The 15,560-nt window shown below is 72.5% G+C and carries 16 protein-coding genes; 6 read left to right on the top strand and 10 right to left on the bottom strand.

The genetic code is table 11. The features are described from left to right. Positions 1-14: 14 nt before the first annotated feature. The gene (locus SD460_RS12980) at positions 15-839 is read left to right on the top strand and encodes a hypothetical protein (RefSeq protein ID WP_290057338.1); all 825 of its coding nucleotides are present in this window, start codon (positions 15-17) and stop codon (positions 837-839) included. Between the two features lie 2 nt (positions 840-841). Next, positions 842-1,687, top strand: a complete 846-nt coding sequence (locus SD460_RS12975; protein ID WP_318306189.1) for a ferredoxin — start codon at positions 842-844, stop codon at positions 1,685-1,687. Here SD460_RS12975 and ilvA read toward each other — a convergent pair. Further along, positions 1,672-2,874, bottom strand: coding sequence for a threonine ammonia-lyase (gene ilvA, locus SD460_RS12970; RefSeq protein WP_290057340.1), 1,203 nt, complete (start codon positions 2,872-2,874; stop codon positions 1,672-1,674). The two genes, SD460_RS12975 and ilvA, sit on opposite strands and share 16 nt — an antisense overlap. A gap of 96 nt (positions 2,875-2,970) precedes the next feature. Between ilvA and SD460_RS12965 the strand changes: the two genes are divergently transcribed. Further along, positions 2,971-3,234 carry a hypothetical protein gene (locus tag SD460_RS12965; protein WP_290057341.1) on the top strand — a complete coding sequence of 88 codons (264 nt, stop codon included), beginning with the start codon at positions 2,971-2,973 and terminating at the stop codon, positions 3,232-3,234. 10 nt (positions 3,235-3,244) lie between these two features. Continuing rightward, complete coding sequence (locus tag SD460_RS12960) at positions 3,245-3,688, top strand: VOC family protein (protein WP_290057342.1); 444 nt, start codon at positions 3,245-3,247, stop codon at positions 3,686-3,688. Position 3,689: 1 nt separating this feature from the next. On the opposite strand, the gene SD460_RS12955 is transcribed toward SD460_RS12960, so the two are convergent. From SD460_RS12955 to SD460_RS12920, 8 genes are all read right to left on the bottom strand, one after another. Beyond that, complete coding sequence (locus SD460_RS12955; protein ID WP_290057343.1) at positions 3,690-4,847, bottom strand: cystathionine gamma-synthase; 1,158 nt, start codon at positions 4,845-4,847, stop codon at positions 3,690-3,692. Between the two features lie 295 nt (positions 4,848-5,142). Further along, on the bottom strand, positions 5,143-5,583 hold the full coding sequence (locus SD460_RS12950) for a hypothetical protein (RefSeq protein WP_318306188.1): 441 nt from the start codon (positions 5,581-5,583) through the stop codon (positions 5,143-5,145). Between the two features lie 219 nt (positions 5,584-5,802). After that, a complete protein-coding gene (locus tag SD460_RS12945; protein WP_318306187.1) occupies positions 5,803-6,198 on the bottom strand; it encodes a hypothetical protein in 396 nt (131 codons plus the stop codon). 384 nt (positions 6,199-6,582) lie between these two features. Then, the gene (locus SD460_RS12940; RefSeq protein ID WP_290062630.1) at positions 6,583-8,082 is read right to left on the bottom strand and encodes a hypothetical protein; all 1,500 of its coding nucleotides are present in this window, start codon (positions 8,080-8,082) and stop codon (positions 6,583-6,585) included. A gap of 128 nt (positions 8,083-8,210) precedes the next feature. Further along, positions 8,211-9,581 (bottom strand): cystathionine beta-synthase, encoded by a 1,371-nt coding sequence (locus SD460_RS12935; RefSeq protein WP_290062631.1) that lies wholly within the window; start codon positions 9,579-9,581, stop codon positions 8,211-8,213. A 130-nt stretch (positions 9,582-9,711) separates the two neighbouring features. After that, positions 9,712-9,873, bottom strand: coding sequence for a hypothetical protein (locus SD460_RS12930; protein ID WP_290062632.1), 162 nt, complete (start codon positions 9,871-9,873; stop codon positions 9,712-9,714). A 52-nt stretch (positions 9,874-9,925) separates the two neighbouring features. After that, positions 9,926-10,873, bottom strand: coding sequence for a pentapeptide repeat-containing protein (locus tag SD460_RS12925; protein ID WP_290062633.1), 948 nt, complete (start codon positions 10,871-10,873; stop codon positions 9,926-9,928). A gap of 376 nt (positions 10,874-11,249) precedes the next feature. After that, complete coding sequence (locus SD460_RS12920; protein WP_290058326.1) at positions 11,250-11,840, bottom strand: isochorismatase family protein; 591 nt, start codon at positions 11,838-11,840, stop codon at positions 11,250-11,252. Positions 11,841-11,899: 59 nt separating this feature from the next. Between SD460_RS12920 and SD460_RS12915 the strand changes: the two genes are divergently transcribed. Both SD460_RS12915 and SD460_RS12910 read left to right on the top strand, forming a co-directional pair. Then, positions 11,900-12,913, top strand: a complete 1,014-nt coding sequence (locus tag SD460_RS12915) for a GlxA family transcriptional regulator (protein ID WP_290058327.1) — start codon at positions 11,900-11,902, stop codon at positions 12,911-12,913. Positions 12,914-13,014: 101 nt separating this feature from the next. After that, positions 13,015-14,235, top strand: a complete 1,221-nt coding sequence (locus SD460_RS12910) for an acetyl-CoA C-acetyltransferase (RefSeq protein WP_290058328.1) — start codon at positions 13,015-13,017, stop codon at positions 14,233-14,235. A 50-nt stretch (positions 14,236-14,285) separates the two neighbouring features. Here the strand turns inward: SD460_RS12910 and SD460_RS12905 are convergent, their stop codons facing one another. After that, complete coding sequence (locus tag SD460_RS12905) at positions 14,286-15,554, bottom strand: YeeE/YedE family protein (protein WP_318306186.1); 1,269 nt, start codon at positions 15,552-15,554, stop codon at positions 14,286-14,288. Positions 15,555-15,560: the final 6 nt, after the last annotated feature.

Raw genomic sequence — 15,560 nt, 5'->3', positions numbered from 1 at the left:
CGGACGAGGACCAGGTGGTCCGCTGGATCGGTGGCTGGCTGATGGACGCCGCTCCCGAGGGGTGGCTGCGGATCGACATGACCGCGCGGCTGACCGTGGCGGTCGAGGAGATCGCGCTGGCCGTCGTGATGCCGGACGGCGCCGCCGCGCGGGTGGAGCCGCCGCCCGATGTCAGTCCGCTGCTGCACGAGCTGCGGAACAAGAAGTACATGCCCGGCCGCGGCACCTGGCTGTCGCTGCGGCTGGTCGTCGAGCCGGACGGCGACTACCGCGTCTCCTACAACTTCGACCTGGACCCGCTGTGGGACCCACCGATCGAGACCGCGGTGTGGGACCAGGACTTCGAGGCGTTCCCCCGCGACGACGAGTGGATCCCGGCCTGGTACCGGGAAGGGATCAAAGGGGAAACCGGCGGGAAGCGGATTCCCGACGAGCCCAACGCGCTGCTGAAGGGCGTCGCCGACTACCTCAAGTTCACGCTCCCCGCGGGCTGGGACTACCTCCAGCTGCGGTTCCGCGCGGTCGGCGACCACGAGGAGTCCGGCGCGGTCGTCCACTCGCTCACCGGCACCGTCTACCCGTGGACCCCGCCGGAGCAGGTGCTCGACCTGCTCCGCCGGCACCGCGCCGCCTCGTTGTCGGACGGCCGCGGGACCTGGGTGAGCCTGAAGTACGAAATGAAGTACCCCGACGCGGTCAAGGCGCAGTTCAACGCGACCGAAGAGCCGGACTTCCGGCAGCGGCCGCCGGCCGAGGCGTTCGCCGAGGAACTTCGCCGCTACCCGCGCTCGGAGCGGCGCACGCCGGACTGGCTGCGCCAAGGCGCCGAAGGAGCCTGACCATGACCCAGCCACCGGGGCCGTTGCGCCCGGACCAGCAGCAGGAGCTCGTCCGGCAGATCGGCGCGGCGCTCACCGCGCCGATCCCGCCGGGGTGGCGGCAGCTGCGGGTCGAGTACCGCGCCGCGGGACGGCACGTCGAGGCCGATCTGCTGGTGACCGGCCCGGACGGGCGGCCCCGCGTGGCCCAGCCGCCGCCGGAGGCCGTGCGGCTGCTCGGCGTGCTGCGGTCGGGCATGTACCGGCCGGGCCTCGGCACCTGGCTGGGCGCCATCCTCGTGTTCGCACCCGGGCAGCCGCCCGACGTCGACTTCGTGCGGCCCGACCTCGAACCGCCGTTCCGGCAGCAGCCGCCGCCGATCGGGTTCCAGGACGAGCTGCGGTTCTTCCCCCGCGCGGACGAGCACATCCCGGGCTGGCTGCGGGAGGGCGCGGGCCTCACGCCGCCGGCCGGTGGCGGTGAGGTGCGCACCCCGCGCATCTACGACGGCCTCGACGCCGACGGGCGCCCGCTCATCCGGCGCCAGCCGCTGCTGCCCGCCGAGATCGAGCGGGTGCTCGCCTACCTCGACGCGGCGCCGGTGATCCTGGCTTCCCGCAGCAACGGCCCGGACGCCTTCGCGCCCGACCGCGCGGACGCGGTGCCGATGAACTTCCGCACCGACGGCGCCTGGGCGTGGCCCGGCGCGGTCGCGTACTACTTGCGTGAACACGGCGTGCCGCCGGACCCGGAGCTGGTCGCCCACATCCGGGCCCGGCGCTTCACCGCGCCGGCGGAGGTGCCGGAGCCCGCGAAGGACCTCGCGCTCGCGGCCATCACCGGCGAACAGCCTCAGACCACCGTGTAACCCGCGTCGGTCAGCGCGCGTTCGACGTCTTTGCAGTGCTCGGGCCCACGGGTCTCCAGCGCCAGTTCGACGTCCGCCTCGCCGAGGTCGAGGGTGCCGGAGATGCGCGAGTGCTCGACGTCGAGCACGTTCGCGCCGAGCTCGCTGACGCACGACAGCACGCCGACCAGGGAACCCGGCCGGTCCGGGACGCGCAGCCGGAGCCGCAGGTAGCGGCCGCCCGCGGTCATGCCGTGCTGGATGATCTGCAGGAGCAGGACCGGGTCGACGTTGCCGCCGGACAGGATGGCCACGACCGGCGGCTCGAAGGCGCCGACGTGCTGCAGCAGCGCCGCCACGGGCGCCGCGCCGGCCGGCTCGACCACCAGCTTCCGCCGCTCCAGGCAGAGCAGCACCGCGCGGGACAGGAACTGCTCGGAGACCGTCACGACGTCGTCGACCAGCGACTCGACGTGCGCGAAGCTGACCAGGCCCGGCTCGCCGACCGCGATCCCGTCGGCCATGGTCGAGGTCTGGCCCAGCCGCACCGGCGCGCCCGCGGCCAGCGACGGCGGGTACGCGGCGGCGTCCTCGGCCTGGACACCGACCACGCGCACGTCCGGGCGCAGCGCCTTGACCGCCGAGGCGACCCCGCCGACCAGCCCGCCGCCGCCGGTGGCGACCAGGACGGTCTTGACGCCCGGCACCTGCTCCAGGATCTCGAGGCCGACCGTGCCCTGGCCGGCGATGACGTCCGGGTGGTCGAACGGGTGGATGAAGACCGCGCCGGTCCGCTCGCCGAACTCGATGGCCGCCCGCAGCGTCTCCTCCAGGAGCGCGCCGTGGAGGTGGACGTCGGCGCCGTAACCGCGGGTCGCGGCCAGCTTCGGCAGCGGGGCCCGCAGCGGCATGAAAACGGTGGACTTGGCGCCGAGCAGCGACGAGGCCAGCGCGACGCCCTGCGCGTGGTTGCCGGCACTGGCCGCGACGACGCCCCGCTCGCGCTCGGCCGGGGTCAGGCCGGCGATGCGCGTGTAGGCGCCGCGGATCTTGAACGACCCGGTGCGCTGCAGGTTTTCACACTTCAGGTTGACCGGACCGCCGTGGAGCTTGCGCAGGTCACGTGCGTGCTCCATCGGCGTCACCCGGGTTACTCCTTTTAGGAGTTCCCGGGCGGCCTGGATGCGCTCGAGGGTGACGAGTTCCATGGGCCGGACTATGCCACTCAGGAGATCCACAGGTTGACCCCACCGCGAGCCGGGTACCCTGGGACGCGTCAACACGCGGTAAACAGGGAGCAACTCATGGCACCGGGGAACGACGCTCGACGGGCTCGCACCACCCGGTCCGCCGGGCTGGTCCCGCTCGTGATCGGGCTGGCCTCGGCCGCGGCGCTCACCGGAGCCGCGTACATCACGGTGGACAGCGCCTCCTGCGGCTCGCCGGCCCAGTACATCCGCCACGACAGCCACGTCGAGCTGGTCGGCGGCTGCGTGGACGGCTCGAAGCTGCCGGCCGCGGGCACCCCGAAGGCCGGCGGCGTGGTGCACGGCAACTACAACCCCTGAGGAATCCCCGTTGGCGCTCAAGCGGATGGACAACGTCCTCATCGTCGTCGAAGACCTGGACGCCGTCATCGCGTTCTTCGTCGAACTGGGCATGCGGCTCGAAGGCAAGGGCCCGCTCGAAGGGCGCTTCGCGGAGCGCGTGATCGGGCTCGAGGACGTCAAGCAGGACATCGCCATGCTGCGCATGCCGGACGGCCAGGGCGGCATCGAACTGGCGCAGTTCCACCAGCCGAAGGCGGTCGTGCCGGAGCCGAAGGTCGCACCGTCGAACACGCTCGGTTACCGGCGGATCATGTTCGCGCTCGACGAGAACCTCGACGACGTCCTGGAGCGCCTGCGCCCGCACGGCGCCGAACTCGTGGGTGAGATCGAGCCGTACGGGGGCATCTTCCGGCTGTGCTACGTCCGCGGTCCCGAGGGGATCGTCGTCGGGCTGGCCGAAGAGCTGGACTGACTCAGTCCAGCGCCGCCAGCAGGTCGGCGACCAGGTCGCGGCCGTCTTCGATGCCCACCGACAGGCGCAGCAGGTCGGCCGGGACCTGCAAGGTCGAGCCCGCCGTGCTCGCGTGCGTCATCTTGCCCGGGTGCTCGATCAGCGACTCGATGCCGCCGAGCGACTCCGCGAGGATGAAGAGCTTCGTGCGCGAAGCGACCTCGAGGGCCGCCTGCTCGCCGTCCGCGTGGCTGAACGAGACCATGCCGCCGAAACGGCGCATCTGCTTCGCCGCGACCTCGTGGCCCGGGTGCTCCGGCAGGCCCGGGTAGTAGACCTTCGCCACCTTCGGGTGGTTGACCAGCGCCTGCACGATGCGCTCGGCGTTGTCGCTGTGGCGCTCCATGCGCAGGGCCAGCGTCTTGATGCCGCGCAGCGTCAGCCAGGCGTCGAACGGGCCGGGCACCGCGCCCGCGGAGTTGCGGAGGAAGAAGAACTGCTCGCGCAGCTCGTCCTCGTTCGTGATGATCGCGCCGCCGACGACGTCGGAGTGCCCGCCGAGGTACTTGGTCGTCGAGTGCAGGACGATGTCCGCGCCCAGCGCCAGCGGGTTCTGCAAGTACGGCGTCGCGAAGGTGTTGTCGACGACCAGGCGGGCGCCGGCGTCGTGCGCCACCCCGGCCAGCCCCGCGATGTCGGCGATGCCGAGCATCGGGTTGGTCGGCGACTCGCACCAGATCAGCTTCGTCTCGGGACGGATCGCCGCGCGCACCTCGTCGAGGTCGGCCAGGTTCGCGACGGTGTGCTCGACGCCCCAGAGGCTGAGCACCTTGTCGATCAGGCGGAACGTGCCACCGTAGGCGTCGTTGCCGAGCACGAGGTGGTCACCGGGGCGCAGGGTACTGCGCAGCACCACGTCGGACGCGGCCATGCCGGACGCGAAGGCCAGCGCGTGCCGGCCGCCTTCCAGCGAGGCCAGCGCCTCTTCCAGCGCCGTACGGGTCGGGTTCGCGGTGCGCGAGTACTCGTAGTCGCCCTCGCGGGTCCCGCCCACGCCGTCCTGGGCGTAGGTGGAGGTCTGGTAGATCGGCACGATCACCGCGCCGGTGCGGGGGTCGGGTTTCTGCCCCGCGTGAATCGCGCGGGTCTCGAAGCCCAGTTCGGAGTAGTCGTCCACCATCTGTTCAGCGTAAGGCTTGGCAGGAACATTCCCGTCAGGTGGGATGGGTCTCAGCCGGACGTGTGGGTCCGGTCCCGCTGCAGGTCACCGGGCCAGGCGAGATCGACACCGGCGCGCACAACTCCGCACGGCCGGAGATCAGGCGGGCGCCACGCCGACCCAGCGGCCGGCCGGCCGGGAGGCCGCCAGCGCGAGTGCGACAGCCGACGGCGCGAGCGCGGCCAGCCCATCCCCGGCCAAGTCACCCGGGCCGCCGAGATCGACACCGGCGCGCACAACTCCGCACGGCCGGAGATCAGGCGGGCGCCACGCCGACCCAGCGGGCGGCCGGCCGAGAGGCCGCCAGCGCCAGCGTGACAGCCGACGGCGGCAGCACCAGCGCGAGCGCGGCAAGCCCGCCCGCGGCCAGATCGCCGGGTCCGCCGAGGTCGACGACGGCGAGGCCGGTGGCCGCCAGCACCAGTGATGTCAGCGTCGCGAGCAGCGCGGCCGAGCTGCCGGCCACGCAGGCGATGCGGCCCGCCGGGTGGCGGCGCAGGAGCAGGACACCGCCGGACAGCAGGACCGACGCGAGGACGCCGTCGACCGCCGCGTGCACGCCGATGCGGCCCGCGTCGGCCGGGAAGCGGGCCAGCGTGACGACGTCGAGGACGAGGCCCGCGGCGTAGACCAGGCCGCCGAGCAGGGCGAGTGCCGCCGCGGCGAGTGCGGTGCGGCCTTCGGTGGAGGTGGTCAAGCGGCACCGGTCCGGGAGTCGGCCGCCCTGCTGGTGGGGCGGGTACGGGAGCCGAGGATACGACTGGTTACCGTACGTGACCATCCGGGGGGCGCCGGTTCACTGCGCCCCAAGGCGACCTTGGTTGCGTCTGACGCACCGAAGGCCGCCTTGGGTGCGTCTCACGCACCGAAGGCCACATTGGGGCTCGTCGGGGCCGCAGGGCAGGCGAGGCGGGACTCACCAAGTCCGCGACGAAGTCGGGTACGCGCCCGGACCGGCGAGCGCCGGCAGTGCGGCGCGGTAGCGCAGGTAGCGGAACGTCGGCGGCAGGAAGGCCAGTACCAGCACGAGCACCGAAAGCGTGGCGAGGCCGACCCGGTCGAGCATGGCCAGCCCGCCGCGGGTGAACATCGCGTCGGCGAAGCGGGCGAGCGGGACGCCCATCGACACCGGCTCCATCAGCAGCGCCCCGATGGCCAGCAGCGCGCCGACGCCGAGCAGGACCGCGCCCGCCGTCGCGCGGAACAGCGTGGCCAGCGAGCCGAGGAGGAGGACGAGCCCGGCGACGAGGTAACCGGCGAAGTCCACGAGCACCAGACCCGGGAGTGCGCCGAGGCTGAATTCGGCGGGCATGTCGAGAAAGATCTTGACCGGTACGTATCCCGCGGCGACCGCGGCCGGAATGCCGAGCAAACTGGCGAGCACCGCCGTTACTCCGGATGGCCGAGTCGATGAATACGAATGCGAACGCGCTACCGGAAAGCCGGTCACAACTCCCCCATCAGGCAAGCTCAGTACGTCGGCGCTCACCATAGACCGGAATGGCGGGAGTAGTCCGGGATCGGAACGGAATTCGGCCGGACGGCGGAACCCAAGATCATTATTGTGCGGTAGCGGCAGAAATCATGTCACGCGATCACACGATGTCCTTTAGTCCTGTTCGGACAATTGTTGATAGGCGGTAAACGCAGCGTGCCCCGGAGCCGAATGGGCTCCGGGGCACGGAAGGCGCTCAGTTCACCACTGCTGCGGCGGCTGGCCGGGCTGGCCGAACCCGCCGCTCGGCGGGCCCTGCTGGCCCGGCGGCTGGCCGTAACCCTGCGGCGGCTGACCCGGCTGCTGCGGGTAGCCGTACGGCTGCTGCGGCTGGCCGTACCCGCCCTGCTGCTGCGGCGGCTGGCCCGGCTGCGGGAAGCCACCGCTCGACGGCTGCGGGAACCCGCCGCTGGACGGGTTGGGGCCGCCCGGCTGGCCGTAGCCCGGGGGCGGGCCGTAACCCTGCGGGGGCTGGCCGAAGCCCTGCGGCGGCTGGCCCGGCTGACCCGGCTGGCCGAAGCCGCCGGGCTGCTGCGGGCCGCCGAAGCCCTGGGGCGGACCGCCGAAGCCCTGCGGCCCGGCCGGCGCGGCACCGCCGCCGCCGCCGAGGCCGACGAACTGCGCGGTCGCCGGGACCAGGCCGAGCACGCCCACGATGAGGACGAGGACGCCGAGGATCAGCGGCGGCAGCCCGAGACCGAAGGTGTCCTTGGCGGACGCGGAAACCTGCGCGAGCGCCTCGGCCTTCGGCGTCATCCCGATCTTGAGCAGCAGCGCGAACACCGTGAGCAGCGCACCGCCCGCGACGACCACGATCGGCACGAACTTCTTGATGCCGCCCAGCTTGCCCGCCAGCGCGAGGCCGACACCGCCGGCGAGGGCGAGCAGCGAGCCCACCAGGATCATGATCACGTAGAACCAGACGGTGCCCGGACCGATGATGCCCAGCCGGTCGAGGACGTCCTTGATCGCTTCCTGGCTCGGCGCGCTGTCGAAGAGCTTCGAGTAGTCGCTCGCGTCGCTCATGTACCCGAAGGAGATGATCAGCGCGATGAGGCCCAGCACCGCGACGACGCCGCCGGCGATGTAGCCGTACAGGCCGTTGCCGCCCGACGCGGGCGCGGCCCCGAACGGCTGCTGCGGCGGGCCGCCGAAGCCGGGCTGCTGCCCGAACCCGGGGGCGCCGAAGCCCTGCGGGGGCTGACCCGGCTGGCCGAAGCCACCCGGCTGCTGCCCGAACCCGCCCGGCTGACCGGGCTGGCCGAAGCCGCCCTGCTGCTCCGGCTGACCGAAGCCGCCCTGGTGCTGGCCGAACGCCGCGGCCGGGTTGTCGGCCGCGCTCGGCGGCGGGGTGTACGGGATCGCCGGCGGCTGGGAGCCCGGGGGCACCAGCTGCGTGGAGTCCGCGACCGGGGCGTCGCCGCCGGCGGCCGGGTTCACCCACTGCGTCGCGTTCGCGTCCACCGGCGGCATCGCCTGGGTCGCGCCCGCCCCGCCGTCACCCGGCTGGGACGGCTGGACGACCTGGGTCGGCTCCGGCGTCTCCCCGAACGGGGAACCGCCCTGGGGCTGGGCGGGCTGGACGACCTGGGTCGGCTCCGGGCTGCCGAACGGGTCCTGCTGCGGGTGGGGGCCACTCGGCGGGCCCTGAGGTGGCTGGTTGCCACCCCACGGCTGGTTCGGTGGCTGCGGTGCACTCATGTGGGTCTTGAACCCCCTTGACGAGGACGCGAAAGTGTTCTACTCGCGACCACGCTATCGGATCACCCGGCAGGGCGCTCGTAACGCCCCTGCCGGGTCCGCCGATCAAGACACTTTTAAGGGGCTGGTCACCGCCCGGCCAGGAACCCCAGCAGGTCGTGCCGGGTGACCACGCCCGCGGGCTTGCCGTCGATCAGCACGAGGGCGCCGTCCGCGCTCTCCAGCGCGGTCATCGCCGAGCTCACCTGCTCGCCGCCGCCGATCGTCGGCAACGGCGGCGACATGTGCCGGTCGAGCCGGTCGGCCAGTTGCGCCTTTCCGGTGAACAACGCGTCGAGCAGGTCGCGCTCGTTGACCGCGCCGACGACCTCGGCGGCCATCACCGGCGGCTCCGCGCTGACCACGGGCATCTGGCTGACGCCGAACTCGGCCAGGATCGCGATGGCCTCGGCGACCGTCTCGTTCGGGTGCGAGTGCACCAGGTTCGGCAGCGAGCCGCTCTTCTTCGTGAGGACGTCGGCGACCGTCGCGCCGGAGGAGTCGGGCGGGAGGAAGCCGTAGGAGGACATCCAGGTGTCGTTGAAGACCTTCGTCAGGTAGCCGCGGCCGCCGTCGGGCAGCAGCACGACCACGACGTCGTCCTCGGTGAGCCGCTCGGCGAGCTTCAGCGCGGCGGCGACGGCCATCCCGCACGAGCCGCCGACCAGCAGGCCCTCTTCCAGCGCGAGCCGCCGGGTGACCTGGAACGAGTCGGCGTCGGAGACCGGGATGATCTCGTCGGCGATGTTCCGGTCGTAGGTGTCCGGCCAGAAGTCCTCGCCGACGCCCTCGACGAGGTACGGCCGGCCGCTGCCGCCGGAGTAGACCGAGCCCTCCGGGTCGGCGCCGACCACCTGCACCCGGCCGTCGCTGACCTCCTTGAGGTACTTGCCGGTGCCGGAGATCGTGCCGCCGGTGCCGACGCCCGCGACGAAGTGCGTGATCTTCCCGTCGGTCTGCTTCCACAGCTCCGGGCCGGTGGAGAGGTAGTGGCTCTCCGGGTTCTGCGCGTTGGCGTACTGGTTGGGCTTCCAGGCGCCGTCGATCTCGCGGACCAGGCGGTCGGAGACGTTGTAGTAGGAGTCCGGGTGCTCGGGCGCGACCGCCGTCGGGCACACCACGACGCGGGCCCCGTACGCCTTGAGCACGTTGCGCTTGTCTTCGCTGACCTTGTCCGGGCAGACGAACACGCACCGGTAGCCCTTGCGCTGCGCGACCATGGCGAGGCCGACGCCGGTGTTGCCGGACGTCGGCTCCACGATCGTGCCGCCCGGGCGCAGTTCGCCGGAGGCTTCGGCGGCTTCGATCATGCGCAGCGCGATGCGGTCCTTGACCGAGCCACCCGGGTTCAGGTACTCGACCTTGGCCAGCACGAGCGGCTTGAGCCCCTTGGTCAACGAGTTCAGCTTGACCAGCGGGGTGTTGCCCACGAGGTCGGCGATGTGCTCTGCATACTCCACGGGGCCAGCCTAGATGGCGGACTGGTGGCCTTGTCCACCTCACGCGCGATCGGGGGTCCGGGGGGCCTCCGGGTGCGCGTCGGCGATGCCGGGCAGCGGTGGCGAGGCCGAGCCGCCCGGCGAGGACTCCTCAGGCGGCCACCAAGCCGCTCGTCCACGCCGGTTCCGGCCCGGGGGCCGCCGCACGCTGAGCCGTCATCCCGTCCCGGAGGGTCCGCCCGGCGCCGCTCGGCACGCGGCAGTCCATCCGCAGGATCAGGGACGCCCTGCAGGCGGCCCAGGTGGTGATCATCGCCGGTTCACCTCCCGTGTCGTGGAACGGCGACTTCACTGAGCACACGATCCTAACGGCCTTCCGGTTGCCCCGGATCAGCCTTTCGTGTCAATTCCACCCAGCCCGGCCGGTCGACGATCGGCCGTTCTTCCCAGCCCGGTGGCCAGGTACGGGGAAATCCCCGTTGCGCGATCGCCCCCGCGAGCCGCGCGGCGGACTTGCTGCCGAAATCGGCCGGACCAGCGAAAACGGTGCCGTTGAAAGAATCGCGGTCACCGCCGAAAACGGTGCCGCGCAAATCGGCGCGGTCCTTGAATTCGGCCTTGTTGAAGTCCGCTTTCGTGCGGAATTCGGTGCCGCGCAGCGACGTCAGTTCGAGGAACGTCGTGCCGTAGCAGACGATCGACCGGATCGAGCAGTGCGTGAGCGTCAGCCCGACGAGCGTCGCCCCGGAGAAGTCGAGGTCGATGTCCGGCCAGAAGTCCCCGTTCGGCGCCTCGGGCTTGCCGGGCCGCAGGTGCAGCAGGAGGATGCGCTGCGCGGTCTTGCGGACCTGCAGCTCCTCGAGGGTGTCGTCGCCGGGCTCGTAGGGCATCCGCAGGTAGGCGCAGAGCACGTTGACGATCGTCTGCCGGTGCTCGGCGTACCCGCCGGCGAGCCGTTCGAGCGAGTAGAGCCCGGCGAGCCGGACGGGCGCCTTGTCGCTGCCGAGCTGGTCGGCGGCCTTGCCGTAGATCTCGGTGACCCGCCGCTCGGTGGCGTCGTGGTCCTTCTGCACCAGGTCGAGCTCGGCGGACCGCTGCCGCCGCGCGGCGAGCAGCAGCGCGGCGGCACCCCCGGTCCCGACGACGATGTTGGCGGCGGTCTTGAGCGCGTCGAGCCGGGCGGAGTCCTCCGGGCGGCCGCCGCCCAGCAGGGTGAGCAGCAGCGTCGCCGCCAGCGCGGCGAGCACCAGGAGGCCGGCGCCCCACAGGAGGATCGTCCTGGTCCGCAGCACGCGCTCGAGTTCGTTCGCCACGGGGTTCGATCCTGCCAGTCACCGGGCGGTCGCACACCGGGTCCGGGCGGCCGCCGCGCGCCATCGGTCGGCCTTGCGGGGGGCCACGACGGACCGGCGCGAGCCCGGCCCGGCGCGCGAGGCTCGGCCCGGCCACCACCGCGCCTGCCTCGCGCACGGCCGAGACCCGCAACCCCGCAACCCGCACTCGACCCTGGCCGGCCTGCGGCCCGCCGCAACCGAACTCGCCGTGCCCGGCCGGCGCGGGCGGCAAGCACCGCGCCCGCGCGACGGGCACCGGCTACCCCACGACCGCGGCCGGCCACCACACCGGGTCCGGACGGCCGCGCGGCCATCCCACGACCGCAGCCGGCCACCCCACCGCCCGCCCGCACGGCTACCGCAGGTCGGCCACCGCCGGCACGACCACCCCGTACAGGTCCGCGATCGTCGCCAGCGCGCTGTGGTGCAGCTGCTCCGAACCCACCTCCGCGACCGCCGTGGCCAGCGGCCGCGTTGCGCACGTCTCCGCGACCACCGTCGGGGTGTTGCCGCGCAGGAACGCTCCCTCCGCGGTGAACGTGACGCACATGTTGGTCATGAAGCCCGCCACCACCACGCTCTCGTTCCCCGCCGCGTCGACCCGCTCACCCAGGTCGGTGCCGACGAACGCGTTCGGCGCCGCCTTGACGACCACCGGTTCGCCCTCGATCGGGGCGACGTCCGGGTGGATGGCACCGATGTCGGCGCGCACGTCGTACGCGCTGCCCGCGCCGCCGTCGTGGACGACGTGGATCACCGGCGCGCCCGCGGCTCTGGCCCGGGCGAGCAGGTCCTTGGCGGCGGTCAGCGCGGGCCGCCAGCCGTCCAGTTCCATCACGCCCTTCGTGTACGTGTTCTGGTAGTCGACCAGGATCAGCGTCGACCCGGCCAGTGCGGCGGGGGTCCGGTCGAGCCCGTTCAGCTCCCGCAGCGTCGTCCTCGGCATTTCATTTCCTTTCGTCGGCCCCACCGACGCTAAGGTCGGTGGGGCGTGTCGGCAATGACATGCAAGACGCAGAAACCGACATCGGAGCGAGCGTGGTGGAACGGCTGATCGTCGTGGTCCTGTTCGACGGGGCCGACCTGCTCGACGTGACCGGTCCCGCCGAGGTTTTCTCGCTGCTGCACCGCGAACTGGACCGCCCATCCGGTTACCGGGTCGTCCTCGCGGCCGGGGCGCCGGACGCCGTGACGACGTCGGCCGGCGTGCGCGTGCTGCCGGACGTCACCTTCGGGGAGCTGGCCGGCCGGGCGATCGACACCCTGGTCGTGCCGGGGGCGGTGACCGTCGGGGCGAACCGGGAGATCGTCGCCGAGTGCGACCCCGCCGTGGTCGAGGCGGTCCGCGAGCTGGCCGGGCACGCGCGGCGGGTGGCGTCCGTCTGCGTCGGGGCGCACGTGCTCGCCGCGGCCGGGCTGCTCGACGGCAAGCGCGCCACCACGCACTGGTCCACCGCCCGGCAGCTCGCCGAGGAGCACCCGGGGATCGCGGTCGACGCCGACCCGATCTTCATCCGCGACGGCGCCGTGTGGACCGGTGCCGGCCTGACCGCCTGCCTCGACCTCGCCCTCGCGCTGGTGGAGGACGACTTCGGCCCGGAGCCGGCGGCCCGCGTCGCTCGCCAGCTCGTCATGTTCCTCCGGCGCCCGGGCGGGCAGAGCCAGTTCAGTGTGTCCCTCGAACCGGCGTCGGCGACCCGGCGGGTCGAGGAGCTGCGCCACCACATCGCCACCCACCTCGCCGAGCCGCTGACGGTCGCCGACCTGGCCGCCCACGCCCACCTCACCGACCGGCAGCTCACGCGCGTGTTCAAGGCCGAGCTGGGCCTGACGCCCGCCGCGTACGTCGAGCACGCGCGGGTCGAGGCGGCCCGGCAGCGCCTGGAGACCACCGACGACACGCTCTCCCGCGTCGCCACCACCTGCGGTTTCGGCACGGTGTCGACGTTGACGCGGTCGTTCCGCCGCCGGTTGACCACCACGCCGGGCGAGTACCGGGACCGGTTCCGGATCCGGTAGTGCCCGGCAAGCTCACACCGGCTTCGACTTTGCGAGCCGGGATCCACGCGGCACTATGTGAGCAACCGCTTAGTGACCGTCGATACGAGGATGTGTCCGTCATGCCCGAAGCCGTCATCGTCTCCGCCGCGCGCTCGCCCATCGGGCGCGCCAACAAGGGCTCGCTGGTCAGCCTGCGGCCCGACGACCTCACCGTGCAGATGGTCCAGGCCGCGCTGGCCAAGGTGCCGCAGCTGGACCCCGCCGACATCGACGACCTGATGCTCGGCTGCGGCCTCCCCGGCGGCGAGTCCGGGTTCAACATGGGCCGCGCGGTCGCCGTCGAGCTGGGCTACGACCACCTGCCCGGCTGCACCATCACCCGGTACTGCTCGTCCAGCCTGCAGACCACCCGGATGGCCTTCCACGCGATCAAGGCCGGCGAGGGCGACGTCTTCATCTCGGCCGGCGTCGAGACCGTGTCGCGGTTCTCGAAGGGCAGCTCGGACTCCTGGCCCGACACCCACAACCCGCTGTTCGCCGACGCCGAAGCCCGCACCAAGGCGACCGCGGAGTCCGGCACGGACACCTGGACCGACCCGCGCACCGAGGGCGACGTCCCGGACGTCTACATCGCGATGGGCCAGACCGCGGAGAACCTCGCGCGGCTCAAGGGCGTTTCCCGCGAGGAGATGGACGAGTTCGGCGTCCGCTCGCAGAACCTGGCGGAGAAGGCCATCGCGGACGGCTTCTGGGCCAAGGACATCACCCCGGTGACCCTGGCCGACGGCACGGTCGTCTCGAAGGACGACGGCCCGCGCGCCGGCGTCACGGTCGAGGGCGTCTCCGGGCTCAAGCCGGTCTTCCGCCCGGACGGCCGCGTCACCGCCGGCAACTGCTGCGCGCTCAACGACGGGGCCGCGGCGCTGGTCATCATGTCCGACACCAAGGCGCGCGAGCTGGGCCTGACGCCGCTGGCGCGGATCGTCTCCACCGGCGTGACCGGCCTTTCGCCGGAGATCATGGGCTACGGCCCGGTCGAGGCGTCCAAGCAGGCGCTCTCGCGCGCGGGGCTGTCCATCGGCGACATCGACCTGGTCGAGATCAACGAGGCCTTCGCCGCGCAGGTCATCCCGTCCTACCGGGACCTGGGCATCGACATCGACCGGCTGAACGTCAACGGCGGCGCGATCGCGGTCGGCCACCCGTTCGGCATGACCGGCGCCCGGATCACCTCGACGCTGATCAACTCCCTGCAGCACCACGACAAGCAGTTCGGCCTCGAGACGATGTGCGTCGGCGGCGGCCAGGGCATGGCGCTGATCATCGAGCGCCTTTCCTGATCCCCGACACGGCGAAGGCCCCCACTCGCGAGTGGGGGCCTTCGCCGTTTTCAGCAGACGCTGTCGGTCGGGACCGGGTTCGCCAGGCCGAACAGCGGGCGCAGCTTCAAACCGACCCACGTGCCGCCGAGGGCGAAGACGCCCCACAGCCAGCCGTGCAGGCTGCCGGTGGAGATGCCGCCGAGGTAGGCGCCGATGTTGCAGCCGCCCGCCATGCGCGCGCCGACGCCCATCAGGATGCCGCCGAGGATCGCGGCGACGGCCGTGCGCCACGGGATCGAGCTGTGGATCTTCCACGCGCCCGCGGCCGCGGCGGCCACCGCCGCGCCGATCATGATCCCGATGTCGGTCAGGCTGTTCTTGTCCTTCCAGATCGGGTTGGCCAGCGAAGTCGCGTTGGACTTCTGCTGCCAGAACTCCCACGTCTCCGGGTGCAGCCCGAACACCTGCAGGATCTTCGCGCCCCACAACGAGAACGCGCTGGTGACGCCCCAGATGCCGCCGGAGACCAGGAAGACCGCGCCGGCCAGCACGCCCAGCACGAGCGCGCCGACGAGCATCGGCCACGAGCCGCGGAAGACCCGGGCGAAGCCGCGCGCGGTCGGCACGACGTCGGCGGGCGGCGGCGTCCGGCGGCGCTGCACCGCGCGCGTCACCAGGACGATCGCGGCGAGCACGGCGATCGTGATCGCCCAGGACCCGAACCAGCCGACGTGGTCGGCCAGCAGCACGCCCTTGAACTCGGGCCAGCCCGACAGCACCGGGTACGCCCAGGTGTAGAGCACCGACCCGGCGATGAAGCCGCCGAGGGTCAGCACGATCGTCGACTGGCCGGACCCGACCGCGAACAGCGTGCCGGACGCGCACGCGCCGCCGAGCTGCATGCCGATCGCGAAGAGCGTCGCGCCGACGAAGAGGGCGAGCCCGAGCGCGCCCGCCGTCGGCGCCGGCTTGCTGCCGAACAGCCCGCTGCCGGTGCCCGCGATCAGCGCGATGAGCGTCGCGGCGGTGCCGAGCAGGAGGGTGTGGGCCCGCAGGCCCTGGCCGTTGCCGACCGCGATGAGCTGGCGCCACGCGGACGTGAAGCCGAACCGCGAGTGGAACAGCGCGAGCCCGAGGCCGAGGCCGAGCAGCAGCAGGACGCCGAACTTGGCGCCGTAGCTCGCCCAGACGTAGGCGGTCAGGCCGGCCGCGAGCACGCCGGCGACGGCCAGCGGGACCACGCGGACGGGCTCCTCGGGCCGCGGCACGGGCGCGGCGCAGGAGGTCGGGAAATCGAGGAACTTCTTCTCACCGGCTGGGGATTCGGTCGTCGCCACCCGCTG

This window comes from Amycolatopsis solani (assembly GCF_033441515.1).
GTDB classification, from domain to species: Bacteria; Actinomycetota; Actinomycetes; order Mycobacteriales; family Pseudonocardiaceae; genus Amycolatopsis; species Amycolatopsis solani.
Note: the sequence above shows the minus strand (reverse complement) of the source record. Positions and strands in the feature narration are given on the sequence as shown.

Coding starts and splice junctions, on each gene's coding strand:
- SD460_RS12920 (WP_290058326.1), bottom strand. CDS start 11,840: ATGCCGAGGACGACGCTGCGGGAGCTGAACGGGCTCGACCGGACCCCC.
- SD460_RS12940 (WP_290062630.1), bottom strand. CDS start 8,082: ATGAGTGCACCGCAGCCACCGAACCAGCCGTGGGGTGGCAACCAGCCA.
- SD460_RS12975 (WP_318306189.1), top strand. CDS start 842: ATGACCCAGCCACCGGGGCCGTTGCGCCCGGACCAGCAGCAGGAGCTC.
- ilvA (WP_290057340.1), bottom strand. CDS start 2,874: ATGGAACTCGTCACCCTCGAGCGCATCCAGGCCGCCCGGGAACTCCTA.
- SD460_RS12930 (WP_290062632.1), bottom strand. CDS start 9,873: ATGATCACCACCTGGGCCGCCTGCAGGGCGTCCCTGATCCTGCGGATG.
- SD460_RS12915 (WP_290058327.1), top strand. CDS start 11,900: ATGCAAGACGCAGAAACCGACATCGGAGCGAGCGTGGTGGAACGGCTG.
- SD460_RS12955 (WP_290057343.1), bottom strand. CDS start 4,847: ATGGTGGACGACTACTCCGAACTGGGCTTCGAGACCCGCGCGATTCAC.
- SD460_RS12910 (WP_290058328.1), top strand. CDS start 13,015: ATGCCCGAAGCCGTCATCGTCTCCGCCGCGCGCTCGCCCATCGGGCGC.
- SD460_RS12965 (WP_290057341.1), top strand. CDS start 2,971: ATGGCACCGGGGAACGACGCTCGACGGGCTCGCACCACCCGGTCCGCC.
- SD460_RS12945 (WP_318306187.1), bottom strand. CDS start 6,198: ATGCCCGCCGAATTCAGCCTCGGCGCACTCCCGGGTCTGGTGCTCGTG.